This window comes from Pseudoalteromonas sp. SWXJZ94C (assembly GCF_015864385.1).
In the GTDB taxonomy this organism is placed as follows: Bacteria; Pseudomonadota; Gammaproteobacteria; order Enterobacterales; family Alteromonadaceae; genus Pseudoalteromonas.
On record NZ_JADYXF010000008.1, the window covers coordinates 50,286 to 70,489 of the forward strand.

Genomic DNA, 20,204 nt, shown 5'->3' on the forward strand with positions numbered 1-20,204 from the left:
TTATACCGGTACCAAAACAGCTTTTAAAATATCGTTTACCTGTGCCTCACCCGACTCGTTATGTAAGCCTAATCGGTGCTGACATACACTTGCAAATACTGCCTGCACATCTTCTGGCATTACAAAATCTCGTCCGTCAATATAAGCCCATGATTTTGCAGCTTTAGCTAAAGCCATACTTGCACGCGGTGATAGTGACGCAGCAAATGCATTACTATTACGTGTGTAGTTTACTAATTCAATAATGTAGTCAATTACCGGAGAGCTTATTGTAATGCTGCTAATAGCCGTTTGTATTTCTGCTAGTTGCTGCTCATTTATTCGCTTTGGTAACATAGAGTAGTCACGTTTTTGCATATTTAAAATTAAACGCTTTTCGGCTTCTTTTGGTGGAAACCCTAAACTAATTCGCATTAAAAAACGGTCTAACTGAGATTCAGGTAATGGGTAAGTACCAGACTGATATAATGGATTTTGTGTAGCAATCACAAAAAAAGAAGCTGGAAGTGAATACTTTTTACCGTCAACAGTAACTTGTTGCTCTTCCATTGCCTCTAGTAAAGCACTTTGTGTTTTAGGACCCGCTCTATTTATTTCGTCGGCTAATACAACCTGGCTAAATATGGGACCTTTGTGAAAAGTAAATGTGTGCTCGTTACTATTAAATATATTTGTGCCTAAAATATCGGCAGGTAATAAATCACTTGTAAACTGTATACGTTGATAAGATAATCCGAGTACCGCAGCTAAAGCATGTGAAAGCGTTGTTTTACCCATGCCAGGTAAATCCTCAATTAGTAAATGTCCGTCACTAAATAGGCAGGTAAGCGCTAGTTTAATTTGTTGTTTTTTGCCAAAAATAACACCTGATAAATCTTCTATAATCGCTGTAACGGTACTTTGCATGTTAACCTTTTTTATTATTCTATGAGTTCGAGGCGTTTCATTACGGTATCAACTTTTTTAGCGTTAAAAGGTTTTGCTATAAAACCTTTCGCACCTAATTCCCACGTGTTTTGAACATTTTCGAAGCTATTATGCCCAGAGCACATAACAACGTGAGCATGTGGGTATGTATCATTTATAAACTCCAGAATATCGGTGCCATCAGAGTCAGGTAAATCAACGTCTAAAAAAATAACATTGGGTGATTTTTCATTCATTAATGGTTTAGCTGAGTTGAAGTTGGCGCTTTCTAAAATGTCTTCAAAGCCGAGCTCAGTTAAAATTTGATTTAGATAATCACGTATTTCCTTAACATCATCAATGATGAGGATAGGCTCTAGAGGGCGAACAAATTCCATATGTTAATTACTTCTATATTTAATACATCTTAAGTATTTTCAATACTATGCTAACCCCCACGTAAGCTCAAGATAGTTGCTTAAAAAAGCGTAATTAATATACCGTTTACAGCTTTTATTATTTTTTATCTATATAAAAATCTACAACGTTTAGTTGGCTATATATTTTTTGCTACATATATAAGTAATGATCGTTATTTAACATTAAGTGTTTCCTTTAACCTAGCTTGAGTAAATTTAAACCACTAAAACCCGCGCATGAGTATTTTATTTAATTCACTCTGGTTCATATATCAAACAAACCGTTTACTTGTTTTAAATAAATACATCTAAAACAGAATTTCCGACTTAAATTACTGTAACAAATTTGCTACTTAACTTATTGATTCAAAAATATTTAAACTATAACTCTATTTTTTGTAAACGTTATGTAATAAAAAATCGTTGACGTTCTAAATTCATTCTGTGATTATGCTCACCAGATGGGCTTATGCTCACAAGTGCAGTTTCATTGGTTTCTTATGTTATTGCTCAGTATTTTCTCATCTACACACTGTACTTACACACCACACTAAATAAAGAGCTTATTATGTTAAATAATAAAAATACTAAATTTGCAATTTCTCTCATAGCGGCAGCTATGGCTACATCAGCACCTGCACAGGCTGATGTTTCAGAGTACTTAGATCGCATTGACGTAGATTTCTTATTAATGCAAAACTTTCAGTCAATTCAAGCGAAAGATGGCGCATTTCGTCCAGAAGATGAAGAACAAGAGTCAGGGTTTGGACGTATTAGAGCAAATCTAATGCTTAAATTTCATATTAATGAATACATCACAGCCGACATAGACATTGCCGAAGAGCCTAATGACTTTGGTGGTGAGGACCGTGATTTTTCATTCCATAATGACTTTGCAGGTATTGAGTTTGACCTACTAGGCCTTTATGGAACACCAAAAGATAATGCTAATTTAATATTACGCTTGGGTAACATTGGTGGTTCGCCTTTTCAATTTAAAGGCTTTCAAGACGGTGCAGATAACCAAGGTAATGCATTAATTGGTAACGGTATAACAGATTATGCAACCGCAGAAAATGGCGCGCAGCTAAGCTATAGCGAAACTTTCGATAGCGGTGTAGTGCGTGCTTATAATGTTACAGGTCATATCACTACCTCTAGTTTTGGTGAAGCTTTTCAAGAAGACCGAGGTTACAACTACCGACTTCAAGGTACTCTAGAATTTGAAGGTGGCTTTAAAGCCGGTTTAAACTTATTAAAAGCGAATCAAGGCGACCAATTACGTTTTGAAAATGGTGTAGCAAGTCTTGATGGTGTAACAACAACAAATTATCGCTTTGGCGATGGTGAAAACTATAATTTCTCAGCATCACCTTCAAATGAACGTGATACTCACGTGGGCGCCATGCCTGGCCTTGAGCAATCAATTATCCAGTTTAATTTAGCTTATCAACCATCTGACGAAACGAGCCTCATTTTTATGGTTGGTAAATCGTCTGATGACTACACGTTTGCGGATGCGGCTGGTAACGCAGTTGCCGGTATTACCTACTTTGGTACAAATGGAATAGCTGATGAAAACGGCACTACTTTTGATTCAAACAGTGTAATAGAAGGCGACTCATCAGTAGAGTACTTCGTGTTTGAAGCACAACAATATGTTATCCCTAAAAAGTTATATGTAGCGGCTCGTTATGCAGAAGCCGAAAACACCTCAGATCTAATTGAACAAACAGACAATACAGTAGAGCGTATTCAAGTAGCTGCTGGTTACTGGTTTAACGATAAAACGCTTTTAAAAGTTGAGTATGTTAATCAAGAAGAAGGTGTTAATTCGGGCGGTCAAATCGGTAAAGGATTTGATGGTTTTACTTCTGAAATTTCTGTTAAGTTTTAAGATATTAGCCGGCTAGCTCGGCCTCTTTATTTAGCGGTTTACCTGTATTTAAAAGGTAGTTTGCTAGCAGTTTAATTAATTAAAACTGCGATAAAAATAAAGGCTAATTTAACGGTATTTAATGAGACATTAACTTTGTATATGGGGAATACCCGATGAAAAATAAATTAATTATGCTCGCGTGTGGCTTTATAAGCATGGGCGCTGTTGCAAAAGAAACAATTACAATAGCCACTGTAAATAATGGTGACATGATCACCATGAAAGAGCTAAGCAGTGACTTTACCCGCCAAAACCCTGACATAGACCTAAAATGGGTAACGCTAGAAGAAAACATTCTTCGCCAACGTGTCACTACCGATGTAGCAACAAAAGGCGGCCAATACGATGTAATGACCATAGGTACTTATGAAGTACCTATTTGGGGCAAGCAAAATTGGCTAAAAGAGCTGGATAATTTAGGCGAAAACTACGATTTAGACGATTTAATACCTGCAATCCGAAGCGGTTTAACTATTAACGATAAACTTTATGCAGCACCATTTTATGGTGAAAGTTCAATGGTTATGTATCGCACTGACTTAATGGAAAAAGCAGGGCTAACTATGCCTAAAGCACCAACGTGGGACTTTATACGTAAGGCCGCCAAAGCCATGACCGATAAAAAAGAGGGTGTTTATGGTCTTTGTTTACGCGGTAAAGCCGGTTGGGGTGAGAATGTTGCGCTTATTACATCAATGGCTAATTCGTTCGGTGCTCGTTGGTTTGATGAAAATTGGAAACCTCAGTTCAATACCCCAGAGTGGGAAAATACATTACAGTATTATGTAGATGTAATGAAAGAGTCGGGACCTGCCGGTTCATCTGCAAACGGGTTTAACGAAAACCTTGCTTTATTCCAAACCGGAAAATGTGGTATTTGGATTGATGCTACTGTTGCTGGCGCATTTGTTACTAACAAAAAAGACTCTGAAGTTGCCGATAAAGTAGGATTTGCCCTTGCGCCAGATAATGGCTTAGGTAAACGCGGTAATTGGTTATGGTCGTGGACTTTAGCCGTACCGGCAAGCAGCAAAAAACCAGATGCAGCGATGAAGTTTATTAGCTGGGCAACATCTAAAGAATACACGCAACTTGTAGCCGACAAAAAAGGCTGGGCAAAAGTACCACCAGGTACACGTAAATCACTATACAACAATCAAAAGTACATGGACGCAGCACCGTTTGCGCAAATTACTTTAGATTCTATCCAATCTGCTGACCCTAAAAATCCAACGGTTAAACCGGTGCCTTATGTAGGTATTCAGTTTGTCGCTATTCCTGAGTTTCAAGGAATCGGCACCGCTGTTGGTCAACAATTTTCAGCTGCATTAACAGGCCAAATGACCGTAAAACAAGCGCTTAGTACATCTCAACACCTCGTTGAGCGAACAATGCGTAAAGCTCGCTATCCTAAATAGCATGTAATGGGCGGGTAAGTACTCAAACTTACCCAATATTTTATGTCAATTCTATTTACTTGTTAGTTATAAAGACTATCAAGGGTTTCTGATTTTCACTCGATAGTTAAAGAGTAAATAGAATTGGCTTTTTTAAGGTCTACATATGGCAACAACTAACTCGCGTACGCTTGCACGGCTGATGCTACTTCCTAGTGTAATTTTATTACTTGCTTGGATGATAGTTCCTCTGTGCATGACATTGTATTTTTCATTTATTGATTACAATTTATTAGTACCAGGAGAAAAAGAATTTGTAGGTTTTCTAAACTATGAATTTTTTCTAACAGATCCAGCATTTTTTGAATCATTTTTTAATACGCTTTACTTAGTAACTGGGGTTTTACTTATCACCATTTGCGGTGGTATTGGCTTAGCCATTTTACTTGACCAAGCAATATGGGGACGAAATTATGTTCGCATTATGGTATTAGCTCCATTTTTTGTAATGCCAACTGTGTCGGCATTGGTATGGAAAAACATGCTAATGAACCCAGTTAATGGCTTATTTGCACACTTTGCGATTTGGCTTGGCTTTGAACCTATCGACTTTTTTGCTCAAATACCGTTATTATCAATCATCATTATTGTGTCTTGGCAGTGGTTACCGTTTGCAGCATTAATACTACTCACAGCTATACAATCTTTAGACCGTGAGCAATTAGAAGCTGCTGATTTAGATGGTGCAGGTCCATTTAGCAAGTTCTTCTACATCGTTTTACCGCATTTATCACGTGCGGTAACCGCTGTAATTTTAATCGAAACTATATTTTTATTGTCAATTTTTGCCGAAATATTAGTAACAACTAGCGGTGGTCCTGGTTATTCATCAACCAATATAACGTACTTAATTTACACGCAATCACTACTTCAATTTGATGTAGGTGGCGGATCGGCAGGGGGCATAGTTGCAGTTATTATTGCAAATATAGTCGCTATATTTTTAATGCGCTTAATTGGCAAAAACTTGGAGGGTTAATTATGACTATAAAAGATAGCCGTCGTTCCAAACTAATTTATACCATTGCAGCATGGACAATAAGCGGCATGATTTTCTTTCCAATTTTATGGACGTTAATAACCAGCTTTAAAACGGAAGCCGAAGCAATATCAGCAAGCCCAAGCTTATATGCGTTTGATTGGACGCTCGAAAATTACCGCGATGTACTGTCGCGTTCGCCTTACTTTACCCATTTTTGGAACTCTGTGGTTATATCGCTAGGTTCAAGTTTACTGGGGTTATTAATTGCGGTACCTGCTGCTTGGTCTATGGCTTTTGTACAAACTAAAAAAACAAAGCATTTATTAATGTGGATGCTTTCAACCAAAATGTTACCGCCAGTAGGCGTACTTATTCCTATTTATTTATTGTTTCGTGACTTTGCGTTACTTGATACAAAGTTAGGTTTAGTGATTGTGATGACACTAATTAATTTACCAATAATGGTATGGATGCTTTACACCTACTTTAGAGAAATACCAAACGAAATACTTGAAGCTTCTCGTATGGATGGTGCAACAATTGGTGAAGAAATATTTCATGTTTTATTACCAATAGCCTTACCTGGTATAGCCTCAACGCTATTACTCAATGTTATTTTGTCGTGGAATGAAGCGTTTTGGACACTTATTTTAACCGCTGCAAATGCTGCACCTTTAACGGCATTTATTGCCAGTTACTCAAGCCCTGAGGGGTTATTTTACGCTAAGTTATCGGCAGCATCTGCCATGGCCATTGTGCCAATTTTAATACTTGGTTGGTTTAGTCAAAAACAATTAGTGCGTGGATTAAGTTTCGGCGCAGTAAAATAGGAGAATACACATGGGCAGCATCACACTAAAACAAGTAACTAAAAACTTTGATGAAGTAAACGTAATTAAACCACTCGATCTAGAAATAAAAGATGGTGAGTTCATTGTTTTTGTAGGTCCGTCGGGCTGTGGTAAATCAACATTATTACGTATGATTGCAGGGCTTGAAGATACAACCAGTGGCAATATAGAAATAGATGGCGTAGATGCAACTAAAACACCGCCAGCAAAAAGAGGCTTAGCAATGGTGTTTCAATCCTATGCGTTATATCCGCATATGACTGTACGAAACAATATTGCTTTTCCTTTAAAAAGAGCAAAAGTAAGCCCTGCAGAAATCGAAAGTAAAATTGCTAATGCGGCTAAAATTCTAAATTTAACTGATTATTTAGACCGTAAACCTGGGCAATTATCGGGTGGTCAGCGTCAGCGCGTAGCAATAGGGCGCGCAATTGTACGTCAGCCTTCGGCTTTTTTGTTTGATGAGCCACTTTCAAACCTTGATGCATCATTGCGTGTAAATATGCGCCTAGAAATATCAGAACTACATAAAAGTTTAGCTACAACAATGATTTATGTTACACACGATCAGGTTGAAGCAATGACAATGGCAGATAGAATTGCTGTATTCAATGCCGGTATTATTGAGCAAGTGGGTACACCTTTAGAGCTTTACAAAAAGCCTGTAAATAAATTTGTAGCCGGTTTTATTGGCTCCCCAAAAATGAATTTTATAGATGCACCACAAAATGAAGACGCTAATGTTAGCTGTATTGGTATACGCCCAGAGCATTTAACACTATCAACTGAGCAAGGAACTTGGGCTGGTACTGTAGGTGTAATTGAGCATTTAGGATCAGAAAGTTTTTTACATATAAACATTGAAGGCAAAGGGACCGTAACAGTAAAAGCTGATGGAGATTGCCCATTAAAATATGGCGACAGTATATTTCTTAGTGCACCGACTAATAAAATATTAAAGTTTGATAAAGACGGTTTAACAATACGCTAAAGCACGTATTTGTGGTGTTTGATATCATCCTTATAGATAATTATAAGGGTGATATTAATCAAATTCTAATTACATAATCCTATGAAACTTAGGTATTTTTTACTAATGAATGGTATATTTACGTTAATAAACAACAATCATGTTGTTCATAATTGTATATCAAAATATTAGTAAAATAATTTATATAGCAACGCATATAATTAAAATTATGTAATGAAAATAAGGACTTAGTTTTCCTTCTATTTTAAGAGGTTTACGTGGTAAAGCTATCGAACACAGAGATCAGAAAGCTAGACGATGCGGCCAGAGCAGGGTGGTTGTATTATGTTGGCGGTAAGACACAAGATGAAATAGCTAAAAAGCTAAACATATCGCGTCAATCTGCACAAAGAATGGTCGCATTATCAGTTAGCCAAGGTCTAATTAAAGTTAGGTTAGATCACCCAATTGCCAAATGTATGGATTTAGCTGAAAAGTTAAAAAGTCGTTTTGGATTAGATTCTTGCGAAGTTGTACCTAGCGATCCATCTGAGCCGGCATCTACATTAGGTTTAGCCCAAGCTGGCGCTGCAGAAATAGAAAGGCATTTAAAATCAGAACAACCCAAAGTACTTGCTATGGGCACCGGTCGAGTTTTACGTGCGTGCGTTGATGAGTTAATAACAGTTGATTGTCCGCAACATAAAATTGTAGCGATGCTTGGTAACATGGCACTTGATGGATCGGCTTCACCATACGATGTTGTTGTAAGAATGGCCGAGCACACTAATGCAAAACATTACCCAATGCCATTACCAGTATTACCAAGAAGTGTTGAAGAAAAAAACCAATTACATGCGCAACAAAATATTACCGGTAATTTGAAACTTGCTAAAGATGCAGATGTAACATTTGTTGGCATTGGTAGCTTAGGCGAAAAGTCGCCGTTACATATAGATGGCTTTGTTGATGCTCAAGAACTTAAGGAGTTACAAGATCTTGGTGCTGTTGGTGAAATGATTAGTTGGGTATTTGATAAAAACGGTAACTTATTAGATTGTAACGTTAATCAACGAGTTGCTAGTACGCCATTAAAAACAAATGCAAATAAGCAGATATATGCAATTGCTGCTGGTGAAGAAAAAGTATTGGCAATTTTAGGTGCTGTTAGATCAAATATGATTAGTGGTTTAATTACTAATGAGTACACAGCAGAACGTTTACTAAGTATTGATTAATAAACTAATCAGATTGATAAATTACGTTATAGTAATAAAATCACTTAATGTCCGATACCGTCTAGTATTGGACATAGTAAGGGCGCAATAAAGCGCTCTTTCTTTATATACAGTTACTTCCTATAATTTATATTATGTTAAATAGCATAAATAATTACACAACCAAGTTACTCACCTTCATTAGTTAACGTAGATACGCGTCATTTAGGCTATTTAATGAGCAATATCCTACTTAACCTAAAATTTATTGTTCGCTGTTTTATACTATATTACTGTTTTAATATTTAAATACCGTTTAAATATACCGCTTAGTTATTAATATGACCAAACGGTATAAATAATAATTAGCTAGTAATCATTACCCTAGCGAACTTAAGCTACTGAATTAATTATATTTTAATTACAGTATCAAACGCTAGAATGTTTTATCACTCATGAACTCACTAATAAGCTCAGCTACTTTTTCAGGTTGCTCATCAACAACCCAATGAGCTGCTTTGTCTAACCAGATCAGTGATGAATTTGGAATTGCTTCTTCTAACATTGGAGCATACTTTGGCTTTTGAAACTGATCTTCTTTACCCCATATTATGAGTGTTTCATGAGGTAAGCTTTTAAGGTCGCCGGTAATAGCTTCGGTATATTCCTTATTAAGTCTGCGCATATTATTAAATAATGCAGCTTTTCCTTTCTCGTTACTCCATGGTGTTAAATACATTTTCATTAATTCTTCTGTCATTACGTTTGAGTCAAATACGCCTTTAGGCATGAAATCTCTTAACGTATCAACAAACTCTTTCACACTCGTTTTTTCTTCTACACCTGGTTCTAGTAAAGGTTCAAATTCTGGTATAGGCCATGAATCAAAACATACACTGTCAATTAAAATTAGTCCGTTTACTTTTTCAGGGTAATTTACAGCCATTAATTGGGCAACACCACCACCAATATCGTGTGCTGCAATGTTAGCTTTTGAAATACCAAGTGCATCTAAAAACTTACACATTATTCTACATTGAGCATTTATAGATACATCAGTATTGTCTGGCATATCTGATTCGCCAAAATTTAGTAAATCAGGAGCAATTACACAATGTTTTGATGAAAGCTTTGGTGTTATATTTCGCCATAATAATTTGTTTGTAGGTATACCATGTATCAATAATAAAGGCGTGCCTTCACCCGAATCTTGGTAAGCAATCTGATGATCTTCAACTGTTACGTACTGTGTTTTGTTCATACTAATGCCTCGTTAATTTCAAATAGAATTAATGATATAAAACGGAATGTTATTTAGTACAGCAAAAATCATCCCAACACTAATACAAAGTATGTTTTCTAGTTATCAGAATACTTAAACCTTTTAAGCCTTGCTATATAAGGGTTCTAAGGAAAAATAAAATATAAGTAAATCATTTTAGTTTGAAAAAAATAGACAGTTCCATCAATTAGCTATAACAAAGTGTGAAAAAAGATCTTTATCTTTGAAATAATTACAAAATAACAGCTAATTATTATTTCAATTTTTCGCTTTAAAAGTTTATGGAATAATTTAAATATGGGTTGGATATTATATTAGTTATTTTTTAATAATAACGACTAAGCTAGGTTCGGAGGTTGGTATGGTCATTTAAAACATTTAGAGCTAACTATAAGTCAAAAATAAAACACTAAGCTCTAGCTTAGTGTTTTATAGTTTTAATATATTATATTTAAGGGTTACAACCACCCTACTTTACGGTGCTAATCACTCTAATAAATATTTTATATTTTCAATTAAAACATTTTTATTTGCAGGCTTTAAAATAAATCCATCAAAACCTAGTTGTTTATATTCAACATCATTTTTCGCACTTTCATTCAATGTATGTGCAACAATTTTTATCGCTGTGTTTTCTGTATGAGTTTTTATTTTTTTCATTGCTTCAATTCCACAAAGCTCTGGCATAACTATATCCATTAAAATAATGTTGTAGTCATTTTGAGAGACCATAATAAGCGCTTCTATGCCACTGGATGCATAGTCAATTGTGAACTTTTCTTCTTCTAGCATCGCTTTTATTACAACTTCAACAAGTGGATCGTCATCAACTAAAAGTATGTGGTTAGATTTTTTTTGTTTCAACTTTATTGATACTACGTTTAAAGAGCTGATTTCAATTGATTTTGATTTTGCTATGTCTATAACGTTTTTTTCTGATGACATGCATACAGGATTAACTAGCACAGGCGAATTTTTAATTATACTTTTTGATTGCTTGATAGCTGAGATAGTAATTACTCCAGATGTTTAGATAAAATTAGTTGAGGTGTTTTATTAAATAAAAATTAATGCCATTTCATTTAATAAAAGCTACCTAACTAAAGTATTAGTTATTTACTTCTTATAGTACAAGAGCAATTATAAGACCAATTATTTATCATTAAATATCAATACGATATCAATTTCATTCTGTTTTCATTTATTTAATTCGCAAAATGCAAAGCAAAAAGCGAATTATTTTAAGAATAGTATTGAATTGTTCACTATTTTAGCCACATTTTTATTGTAAAAAGCGCCCTATTTTCTCTATTAATACAGCCTGTTTAACTGGTTTTAATAGTGTATCGTCGAACCCAAGTTTTACATATTTAGAATCTGTATCTAAATTTGATGTATGCGCTATTATTTTTGTTCCTGAATCTACATGTTTTTTTATCTTTAACATTGCATCTGTTCCGGATAACTCTGGCATAACAATATCCATTAAAATTATGTCGTAGTTATTCTGGGAAACAAACAACATCGCCTCAATTGCGTTACATGCATAATCTATAATTATATTTTCATTTTTAAGCATGGCTTTAATAACAATTTCAACTAACGGTTCGTCATCAACTAACAGTAACGTTTTTGCTGTTTCAACATTTTGCTTTACGGGAATTTCATCACTAACAATAGGACTAAGCGCTTCTAACAGCGGTTGTTTAGTTACACTAATCAATAAGCAAAGTGATATTGTTGTCGTTTTATTACGTTCATTAATATCTAATTTTTGCCCACCTAACATTTTAAATACCGATATAAAAAACTTAATCTCTAATGAGCTATCAATGTCATCATTACTATTTAATGTGTCGTTAGTCACAACTTCTCTTAACTGTTCGTAAAAATCATTACTGTTTGCTAAGTTATCTATTGAAAAATGTATATTTAAAAAGTCTTTTTTATCTTGCTTGGTAACTTCCGTATTTATAGTAAGTTTTGATTTATAAGAGTTTCCTATAAACTCTGATGAAAGCTGAAGAATCAATTGTGATATTAATTTTTCATCACTAATTATAGAAATATCATCATTAATATTGTTATTAATTAATACATTTTTATTTATTACCTCTTTATTTAAAATTGTTGATATATTATTTAGTATTTTATTTAAATTAATCGGTTTTACTTTTAGTTTTAATTTCCCTTTTTTTGATTTATTAATATTAATAAGTTGTTGTATAACACACTCTAATTGTTCACTTACTATTGATATATTACTTATATACTTAGATAAATCAGCTGAACTCATAGGCTTTTTTGAAACCTCTATTATTGATTTCAGAGATGTAAGTGGAGCCTTTAATTGCTGGCTTAATCTAGTTACAAATTTTTCTTTTAACTGATTAGATTCTTTCGACTTTTTAAGTACATCAGCAAGTAAAGTCTCTTTTTGATGTGCTTCTGTATCATCACGAAAATAGCATACGAAGCCCCCAAAATTAGTATGTCTTTGAAGTACAGTAATCCATTTCCCATCAGTAAATCCAATGTCTATTAGTTGGTTATGTTCATTATCTAATTTATTATGCTCATGATAATGGTTAATAATATTATGTTGTTGAGCGATACTTATTAACTGTGTATAAGATAATTGATTGTTCTGCTTGTGTATTTTTGAAAATAATTGGTTAAATGCATCATTTGTAATAACAGGTTGTTCATTACTATTAAAAATGGCAAAACCATGAGGTAATGCATTAATAGAACTTGAAAACAACTTTTCTCGATTAAGTATTAATTGGTTCTTTTGTTTAAGCTCATCATGTAAACGCCTTGGTAATCGTAAAAAATAATATACTGAAATAAATACTAAAAATGTAATAAATCCAAGTCTAAATAAACTATATTTTGTAGTAATTGGGGGTGTGATTTTTTTAATTGGTTGAACATGTAATCGCCATGTTGGCGGAAAACGATTACTCAATGCGCTTATACTATGGGTAATAACACGAGGGCTAACCTCACCTTGTTTACCTAAAGTAAACTGTGGTGTAGAAATATAAATATCGTAATTTTGTGTATTTAATTTACCGATTATAGATTTTAAAAACTTACTTAAATCAAATGCAGTTATAGTATAAATTGATCTATCATTTATTTTTATTTCTGACACTAAAAACGCTGTATCTGCAACAGTAAAAACTTCAACTGTGTTTTTATTTGATCTATTATTGAATTTACTTAACCAATTTTTAAATCCATAAGCAGCTAGATTGAAGTTGTTTTTTGACCAAAAGGCAAGTTGGTTATACTCAGAGTCAAAAACAACGTACCCTTTATATGTTAGATTCCCAACTGCTTGTGATTGCACTAAGTTATTAAGTTGCTCTTTTGTGTAGCTGCTCTGACTTTGTAAAAAACCAGCAACTATTAAATCTTTTTGAGATATGTATAACCCTTGGTTATCAAAGCGCTCTAACGCATTGAATAAGGTCTCTCGTAATTGCTGGGTTTGTTGATTATATTCATTTTGTAATTCTTTTTTCTCAAGGCTATAAAGCAGTACAGCTGTAAACGCACATAAAACTAATGCAATTAAAAACGACACAGGTGCCAAACTAAAAATATGAATATAATTTTTACGTTTGCTACTGTTTTGCTTTGACGATTGAGTCTCTTGGCTTGGCTTGGCACTTTTATTAATCTGTGTTTGCAGTAACTGAGCAAAGGAAATAAATTGGTCTTTTTGAGAACCAGCTAAGCTTTTTGGCGCTAAACTGGCGATTATTAATAAACCCATTAAAGTATTATTATTGCTATATATTGGGAACTGAGCATAAAAACGGATTCTATTATTGTCATTATTAAATACACCATCAAAAAATGTATCTTCGTATAAATAAAGTTTTTCTTCAGTACAACGCTGTTGATATTGGGTTAGTTCGTTCTCAATAACAATTGAGTCGTCACAAGTAATAATTTTTTCAGACAACTGGTTACTAAAATCAGTAAACTTAACAATAGGCACGTCGTAAAATTGCTTTAGTAATGTGAGTGTTTCTTTTATATCTTTAGCGGTTTCTTTAGCTTGCTCATCAGGAAAGTAAGCTTGGTTTTCAACTATATTTGAGGCGTTCATTGACGTGCTCCTTCCCCGGTAGGTGGGGTATGTATCCAAGTAGTGCTGTTTTGACCGCGATGAGTTGGCAATAAAACGCTAAATGGAGGTGTTAAGTTATTCAATGCCGGTTCGTTAGTGGCTATATTAATTACTTGCTGTGCAGAAACTAAATTTAGTGTTGTTGTGCAGTACGTAACACCTGGTTCTATACCTATCAAACTTAATGTTTCTGTAATAACTATATTATTTGCTAAGTCGATTCCTGCTAATTCAAATGTTGTTTTTAAAATAGTAAAAACCAGTGTTTCTACTATATTTTCATCCTCTTCTAGATTTGTACCTTCGGGGCAGCAAATAGTGCCAAGATCTATATCAACATTAGTACCAACTCCCACAAGTGATAATGCATTAAGCGCTGTATTTAGTAATGGCTCTACACTTGGTAAATATAAATCAAGTATGTCGCCTTGTGGTTCATACCCTGTCTGGCAACTATCACATGATTGGGAAAGTGACTCATCACTTGTGCCCAATAATGGATTTCCTAATGCGGTAGCGCCAACGAAACAACTACTATCGGCAAGCTGTTTGTCTATAGCAAAACTTTCACATGGTGATCCGGTAACTACTTTTTGCGACATATAGCGCGATACAATTTCATCTCCACTTGCTGGGCATGCTTGCGCTGTGCTTTTTAATAGCTGTCCTATTACTGAGTTACCCAACTGCCCTATTGCGTAATTAGGTCCCTGTTGTAGAGCATTTATATAACTTACATTACCGGTATTATTTAGCTTACTAACGCCTTGACTGTCTGTTGCTTCGTCACTTAATCCTTTTAAACATGGATTACCTTGGCAATTTGGGGCATCATAATATACGGCTTCACGTGAGGTAAAACGGTCGTCCCGTATTCCAATTAATGCGCGGTATGTGTTATTTGCTTCACGGTCAGTATAAAAAACGAGTGGTGCTTGGTGTTCATCAAAACCGATAGCAATACCTAGCCTTTTATTGTTTGCATCGACTACGGTAATCTGATTATCTACTTTAACTTGGTGGCGTTTAATAAGTGCATCTCTAACTAAAATAACACCGCCGATAGAGCCGATGATTAATATTGTAATTATTAGAATAAGCTCAATTGTGAGAATGAAACCTTGTTGATAATATTTTTTCATTAGACGCTCCTATAAAACTTCTACAAGCATTTTAAGTACATTCATCACTTGCAATGCTGCGGGAAAAAACACTAAAACCAAAAACATCGGAAAACAAATTAATATGATTGGAAAGGTTGTGTGCATGGCTTTTTTATTTACTTTTTTAGCTAATAAAATATTCTTTTTTAACGCTAAGCTTTCTAACTGAGCTTCTACAGCTTGAATTAGAGGAGTGCCTAATTTAGATCCAATTAACATTAAGTTAGCTAGTTTTTTTATACCAATTACACCCGTTCTTTCATAAAGAGAAGTAAATGCAAACTCTCGATCTTTACCTGCACTTAGTTCGAATAAAAATAACTTTAGCTCTTTATATAATGGGTGTTTTTGACTTAGCCCATGATCAACCGCCAGAGCAAATGAACGTTCTAACGAAAACCCAGCACGCATATAAACCAGTAACACGCGTAAAAAAAACTCTAAGCTATTATTTATGATGGTTTTACGTTGATTTTTGCGTACAAAAAACCAAAACTCAGGTGCGAAAAAACTAATAAAACAAAGTAATAATGTTAATGTTCGGCTTACGTCATAGCCTGATAACTCTATAGCTGTAAAAGCACAAAAAGTGGCTGCAACTTTAAAACAATATAGGCTTAGAACAATTTTGTTAATCTGAATACCAGCCTGTCTTAATTGGCGTTTTGATATAACTATTAATGGGTACCAATTAATATTTTTTGTACCAGGTTGCTCAAGCTCAACTTTTAAAGATTGTCTTTGAATATGTATAAACGAACCCATACTTACTAAAAGTCCAACAAGTAAAAATATATCAATCATAGTGTTACCCTTAAACTAAGTCTTAACCATAAAAAACCAAATAGCTGACAAATTAAAGCAACGGTTATAAATGCAATACCGTTAGGGTCATTTAATAAAGGATCGAACCAAGTTGGATCTGTGTAACTAAATAAAGGGATAAGTGCGTATGGTAGTACACCGCTAAACACGGCGGCATACTTAGTACCAGACAATTTTGCTTCAAGCTGTTGTCGTTCTAGAGTTCTTAAAGCCATCATTTTACATACACTTTTTAGCATATCTGTTAAGTCGCATTGGCTTTGGGTATGCGTAATTACACTATGTGCAAATAATCTAACTGTTTCACAGTTATATCTCTCTATTAACGGTGTAAATGATGTCTCGGCATCACTGCCCATACTCATACGTTGTAATAATAAAGTACTCTGTTTTTTTATATAGCGGTCTGCATGTTCATCTGCAAATTTCATTGATTGCTGCAAAGATAACCCGGTGCTTAAACACGACTGTATAGTTTCTATATATTCTAAAAACTGATATTCAAATTTTGCTAATTTATAATGTGCAATATCTATTACCGTAATAAAACATGTAATAAAAACAACTATCGAAACTATAAATGCACTTGTTGATGCTTGAGGATAATAAAGCTTGGCAATGAACCATGAGCTACTCGATAAAGAAAATGCCATGCTAATAAACCAGGCATTACTTATGTTTAATCCTAGAACTCTTAATGAAAGCGTTAGTACGTCTTTTTCTTCTAAAATATCGATTTTTTTTATGTTTAAACTAGCATTTTTTTTTACGTATAAAGTAATAAATACGCTCGCAGCAAGTGTAAAAGTGATTACGGTGGCAATTGCTAATAAATAATCAAGTTTAGTCATTGTTAGCCTCCGTTTTTGTTAGCAACAATGCTTTTAACTTTTCTGAGTTTGCACCTTGGGTTTTCATGAACTCAATAACAGTAGAGTTATCAATCAATTGTGCATCGACTGGTTCTGAATTATTAATACTATACAAAGGACTAAAAAGTGCACCGCCATTAACTCGCTTAATTTCACCAATACTTTTTAGTGTGCGCTTTCCATCGGTAGAACGAGAAACATGAACAATGAGCTGTATAGTTGATGCTATAAGTGAACTTGTATGGGTATCACTAAGTTGTGCATTATGTAGCTGAACCAATGTCGATAAACGGGTAACTGCATCAACAGCGCTGTTAGCATGTATGGTTGTCATAGAGCCTTGATGACCACAATTCATTGCTTGTAGCATATCGATTACTTCACCTGAGCGTACTTCACCTACTAGTATTCTATCTGCGCGCATTCTTAGTGCGGCCTTAACCAGATCTCTTAGATTTACAGCTCCTTTACCATCGCTGTTAGTATCGTGTGCTTCTAGTTGTACAACATGATTATGATGTAAATTAAGCTCTGCACTTTCTTCAATTGTCACAACTCGTTCGTTTGAATTAATTGAATTTGCGAGTACGTTTAGCAATGATGTTTTACCCGCTCCAGCGTTACCACATACTAAAATATTAACGCCTGTTTTAACGGCGCTTTGTAAAAATGATAAAATATTTTTACTTAGAAAATTATTAGTTATCAAAAAATCTTCATTTATTTTTTTATGATTAAATTTTCTAATAGATACTATTGCAGCACTCGTACAGGCAGGTGGAACAACTATATGTACGCGACTGCCGTCTTTTAGTTTTCCGTCAACAATAGGCATGAGTGCATTTACTTGGCGTCCACAACCATCAAGTAAACGGTCAACAAAGCGACGTAAATGGCGCTCATCATCAAATTTACTTGCTGTACACAACAATTTACCTTGTTTATCAATCCAGATACTTTGCGTGTCATTTATTAGAATATCGCTAACCTGGTCATCAAGCATAAATTGCGCAATAGGTCCTAAGCCTTGAATTTCGTCATACACGGCTTGTACAACTTGATCTTGCTGATGTTGATTGAATGAAAGCTGTTCAAATTGGGGGATTTCGGTACATAAAACCGAGATTTTTTCAATGACATTGTCTGATAAAAGAGCGGAGGGATCATGCTCATATTCTTCAATTACGGCATCGTGCAGTAGCTTTTTAAGCTCTTCGAAGGTGCTTATATTTGTTTGAACTTCTTCACGCTTGCTTGATAAGTTAAACATAATGACTCACTTAGCTACATAAACAGCTTCGTTTTTAACGCCCTTAACCACCTCAATTGTACGGCTGGTTTGTAAGCGAGAGAAATTTTGCAAACGACCTTGTTCAATGTCATAAGCGCTATGTACTATTATTGATACTTTGTCATCAGAGTTTATACCAGCTAACGAATACACATCTTTTGGTAAAACAGCCAAAACAAGTGATACGCTACCGTTAGATGATGACTCTTTTGATAGGTTATCCATAACTCCACCCTTACCAGCTTTTGATTTAGCGTCTTTCGATACACCAATTAGCTGTACATTATGAGCAACCGTTTTAACTAAACGATTTGTTTTAGCGACTATGTCTAAACGGTCCCCTTTGTGAACACGAGATAGCGGAATATCTAAACTGTTTAACTTTAAAGTGTATAAAACGCGACCTGCTGGTATTGCTTCTGATAAATTCTGGCTTTTAGCACGTATAAAATCGGTGTTAAATAGCGGTTGTTCTAACATTTTATTAGTTGCTAATTTTTGACCAATCATTGCCCGAGGGTTTTGTATACTCAGTGACATATTTGGATAGCTACTTGGGTCAATACTTTTTTGCGCAACATCATGCACAGTTATTGTTTGTCCAACCGACATGTTTTTATTAACGACCCAAGCTGTTATGTTGTTTTCATCATTTACTTGTCTAATACCCAAAGCAGAAGCTAGCATGCCAGAAGTGATGAGTAATGTGAGAGCCGCTGTAGTTGCGCCTTTGTTACTTTTACTTTTCATGGTGTTCCTCCTGACAAACTTTCACTGCCACACGTTTGTGGCAGTGAGCCTTAAGCCTGATATTCAATATTAGTTACCTTGTGAGCCGCCTGCTGCTGTACGAGTTGCTGCATCACCACTTGGAGTTGCACTAATAAGCGCAGCATTTTCACTAAAGTCAGATGTAACAAAGGTGAATGAGCTTTCATCGCCAGCATACACATCAACAGAGTCTACAAAACCTGAACCAGATACTTCAGCTGTACCTTCGGCATTAATCATTCCGTCAAATACGTAGCTTTGGTCAAGTGAACCAATTGCTTCAGCTACATCTTCAAGTTCACTTGTTACTGAGTCACGTAATGTTGATAAACCAATTACAAGCGCAGCTACCATAGAAGTAGAAAGAATGATTAGCTCTGAAGTAAGTACAAAACCTTTTTGCTTTTTGCTGTTTAAGTTATGTTTAGTTGTTTTCATCATCTTCACCTTTAATATTAGAAGAGCTTATGCTCACTTTATATAATGCGAAGACTGTGCCAAACAATAATTCCTCATAAATACAATAACTTAAATTAACTTGGTCTGATTGCATTTAAATACAGGTTATTTTGATTTGCAAAATGCAAATCAAAATTTCAACTCTAAACTCTAAACAAAGAATGTTAATTATGCGTATTTACGTTGTTGAAAATACTAGAGTAATGATTAAGTATAATTTAATTCAAGATTACCCATTTTAAGATTAAATTTATGACAGAATATTTGTATTTAGCTTTTTATATAACATAACGATGCATACACTCCTTTGCATTAACATAGTCAGTGGTATGCTTTGAATATAGTACATAGAAGCTTTCCTCGATATTTATAGTGGTATAAGGGCGTGTTCAACTTTAAATGTTAGTATTTGTTCTAGCGATCTCACTGACCTCCTCTGCGTTATCCTACGTTCTTACATCAATGGGTATAAATAGATAAAACAATGGTTCAAATACAACGCATGCTTGGTATTCATACGAACTATTTCCTATTTATATTAATAACCACACTTCATGAGGGCTGAATGATTTGAAAACTAAATATAAAACCACAAATTTTATGTAAATTGAATCTCGCTTAATTATCGCAAATCTACCTTATGGGCTTTCAAA

Annotated in this window: 17 protein-coding genes; 6 read left to right on the forward strand and 11 right to left on the reverse strand. The window is 34.7% G+C overall.

Translation table 11 applies throughout. From position 1 onward, the window contains the following. Positions 1–906: a MoxR family ATPase gene (locus I6F65_RS05000; protein ID WP_197111802.1), complete on the reverse strand. Its 906-nt coding sequence runs from the start codon at positions 904–906 to the stop codon at positions 1–3. 14 nt (positions 907–920) lie between these two features. Beyond that, positions 921–1,304, reverse strand: coding sequence for a response regulator (locus I6F65_RS05005; RefSeq protein ID WP_024609803.1), 384 nt, complete (start codon positions 1,302–1,304; stop codon positions 921–923). Between the two features lie 589 nt (positions 1,305–1,893). Between I6F65_RS05005 and I6F65_RS05010 the strand changes: the two genes are divergently transcribed. From I6F65_RS05010 to I6F65_RS05035, 6 genes are all read left to right on the forward strand, one after another. Next, entirely contained in the window at positions 1,894–3,222 is a 1,329-nt protein-coding gene (locus tag I6F65_RS05010) for a hypothetical protein (RefSeq protein ID WP_197111803.1), read from the forward strand. Positions 3,223–3,377: 155 nt separating this feature from the next. Then, the gene (locus I6F65_RS05015) at positions 3,378–4,682 is read left to right on the forward strand and encodes a sugar ABC transporter substrate-binding protein (protein WP_197111804.1); all 1,305 of its coding nucleotides are present in this window, start codon (positions 3,378–3,380) and stop codon (positions 4,680–4,682) included. A 145-nt stretch (positions 4,683–4,827) separates the two neighbouring features. Beyond that, positions 4,828–5,700 (forward strand): carbohydrate ABC transporter permease, encoded by an 873-nt coding sequence (locus I6F65_RS05020; protein WP_024612545.1) that lies wholly within the window; start codon positions 4,828–4,830, stop codon positions 5,698–5,700. Between the two features lie 2 nt (positions 5,701–5,702). After that, positions 5,703–6,533: a carbohydrate ABC transporter permease gene (locus I6F65_RS05025; protein WP_024589367.1), complete on the forward strand. Its 831-nt coding sequence runs from the start codon at positions 5,703–5,705 to the stop codon at positions 6,531–6,533. A 10-nt stretch (positions 6,534–6,543) separates the two neighbouring features. Beyond that, positions 6,544–7,545: an ABC transporter ATP-binding protein gene (locus tag I6F65_RS05030; RefSeq protein ID WP_166109051.1), complete on the forward strand. Its 1,002-nt coding sequence runs from the start codon at positions 6,544–6,546 to the stop codon at positions 7,543–7,545. Between the two features lie 257 nt (positions 7,546–7,802). After that, the gene (locus tag I6F65_RS05035) at positions 7,803–8,762 is read left to right on the forward strand and encodes a sugar-binding transcriptional regulator (RefSeq protein ID WP_024612543.1); all 960 of its coding nucleotides are present in this window, start codon (positions 7,803–7,805) and stop codon (positions 8,760–8,762) included. Positions 8,763–9,177: 415 nt separating this feature from the next. On the opposite strand, the gene I6F65_RS05040 is transcribed toward I6F65_RS05035, so the two are convergent. The 9 genes from I6F65_RS05040 to I6F65_RS05080 all read right to left on the reverse strand — a co-directional run bounded on the left by I6F65_RS05040 (position 9,178) and on the right by I6F65_RS05080 (position 19,530). Next, on the reverse strand, positions 9,178–10,002 hold the full coding sequence (locus tag I6F65_RS05040; RefSeq protein ID WP_197111805.1) for an alpha/beta fold hydrolase: 825 nt from the start codon (positions 10,000–10,002) through the stop codon (positions 9,178–9,180). A gap of 507 nt (positions 10,003–10,509) precedes the next feature. Continuing rightward, positions 10,510–10,968, reverse strand: coding sequence for a response regulator (locus I6F65_RS05045; RefSeq protein WP_166109049.1), 459 nt, complete (start codon positions 10,966–10,968; stop codon positions 10,510–10,512). A gap of 337 nt (positions 10,969–11,305) precedes the next feature. Next, entirely contained in the window at positions 11,306–14,038 is a 2,733-nt protein-coding gene (locus tag I6F65_RS21710; protein ID WP_331461417.1) for a response regulator, read from the reverse strand. A gap of 107 nt (positions 14,039–14,145) precedes the next feature. After that, positions 14,146–15,312 (reverse strand): hypothetical protein, encoded by a 1,167-nt coding sequence (locus I6F65_RS05055; protein ID WP_197111806.1) that lies wholly within the window; start codon positions 15,310–15,312, stop codon positions 14,146–14,148. A 9-nt stretch (positions 15,313–15,321) separates the two neighbouring features. Then, a complete protein-coding gene (locus I6F65_RS05060; protein ID WP_024612538.1) occupies positions 15,322–16,137 on the reverse strand; it encodes a type II secretion system F family protein in 816 nt (271 codons plus the stop codon). Beyond that, positions 16,134–17,009, reverse strand: coding sequence for a type II secretion system F family protein (locus I6F65_RS05065; RefSeq protein WP_024612537.1), 876 nt, complete (start codon positions 17,007–17,009; stop codon positions 16,134–16,136). Before I6F65_RS05065 ends, I6F65_RS05060 begins: the two co-directional genes overlap by 4 nt. Beyond that, a complete protein-coding gene (locus I6F65_RS05070) occupies positions 17,002–18,300 on the reverse strand; it encodes a CpaF family protein (RefSeq protein WP_166109047.1) in 1,299 nt (432 codons plus the stop codon). The genes I6F65_RS05065 and I6F65_RS05070 overlap by 8 nt, the downstream gene beginning before the upstream one ends. Before the next feature lie 6 nt (positions 18,301–18,306). Then, the gene (locus I6F65_RS05075; protein ID WP_024612535.1) at positions 18,307–19,071 is read right to left on the reverse strand and encodes a hypothetical protein; all 765 of its coding nucleotides are present in this window, start codon (positions 19,069–19,071) and stop codon (positions 18,307–18,309) included. Between the two features lie 69 nt (positions 19,072–19,140). Next, on the reverse strand, positions 19,141–19,530 hold the full coding sequence (locus I6F65_RS05080; RefSeq protein ID WP_024612534.1) for a hypothetical protein: 390 nt from the start codon (positions 19,528–19,530) through the stop codon (positions 19,141–19,143). Between the last annotated feature and the right edge of the window lie 674 nt (positions 19,531–20,204).

Coding starts and splice junctions, on each gene's coding strand:
- I6F65_RS05000 (WP_197111802.1), bottom strand. CDS start 906: ATGCAAAGTACCGTTACAGCGATTATAGAAGATTTATCAGGTGTTATT.
- I6F65_RS05005 (WP_024609803.1), bottom strand. CDS start 1,304: ATGGAATTTGTTCGCCCTCTAGAGCCTATCCTCATCATTGATGATGTT.
- I6F65_RS05010 (WP_197111803.1), top strand. CDS start 1,894: ATGTTAAATAATAAAAATACTAAATTTGCAATTTCTCTCATAGCGGCA.
- I6F65_RS05015 (WP_197111804.1), top strand. CDS start 3,378: ATGAAAAATAAATTAATTATGCTCGCGTGTGGCTTTATAAGCATGGGC.
- I6F65_RS05020 (WP_024612545.1), top strand. CDS start 4,828: ATGGCAACAACTAACTCGCGTACGCTTGCACGGCTGATGCTACTTCCT.
- I6F65_RS05025 (WP_024589367.1), top strand. CDS start 5,703: ATGACTATAAAAGATAGCCGTCGTTCCAAACTAATTTATACCATTGCA.
- I6F65_RS05030 (WP_166109051.1), top strand. CDS start 6,544: ATGGGCAGCATCACACTAAAACAAGTAACTAAAAACTTTGATGAAGTA.
- I6F65_RS05040 (WP_197111805.1), bottom strand. CDS start 10,002: ATGAACAAAACACAGTACGTAACAGTTGAAGATCATCAGATTGCTTAC.
- I6F65_RS05045 (WP_166109049.1), bottom strand. CDS start 10,968: ATGTCATCAGAAAAAAACGTTATAGACATAGCAAAATCAAAATCAATT.
- I6F65_RS05055 (WP_197111806.1), bottom strand. CDS start 15,312: ATGAAAAAATATTATCAACAAGGTTTCATTCTCACAATTGAGCTTATT.
- I6F65_RS05060 (WP_024612538.1), bottom strand. CDS start 16,137: ATGATTGATATATTTTTACTTGTTGGACTTTTAGTAAGTATGGGTTCG.
- I6F65_RS05065 (WP_024612537.1), bottom strand. CDS start 17,009: ATGACTAAACTTGATTATTTATTAGCAATTGCCACCGTAATCACTTTT.
- I6F65_RS05070 (WP_166109047.1), bottom strand. CDS start 18,300: ATGTTTAACTTATCAAGCAAGCGTGAAGAAGTTCAAACAAATATAAGC.
- I6F65_RS05075 (WP_024612535.1), bottom strand. CDS start 19,071: ATGAAAAGTAAAAGTAACAAAGGCGCAACTACAGCGGCTCTCACATTA.
- I6F65_RS05080 (WP_024612534.1), bottom strand. CDS start 19,530: ATGAAAACAACTAAACATAACTTAAACAGCAAAAAGCAAAAAGGTTTT.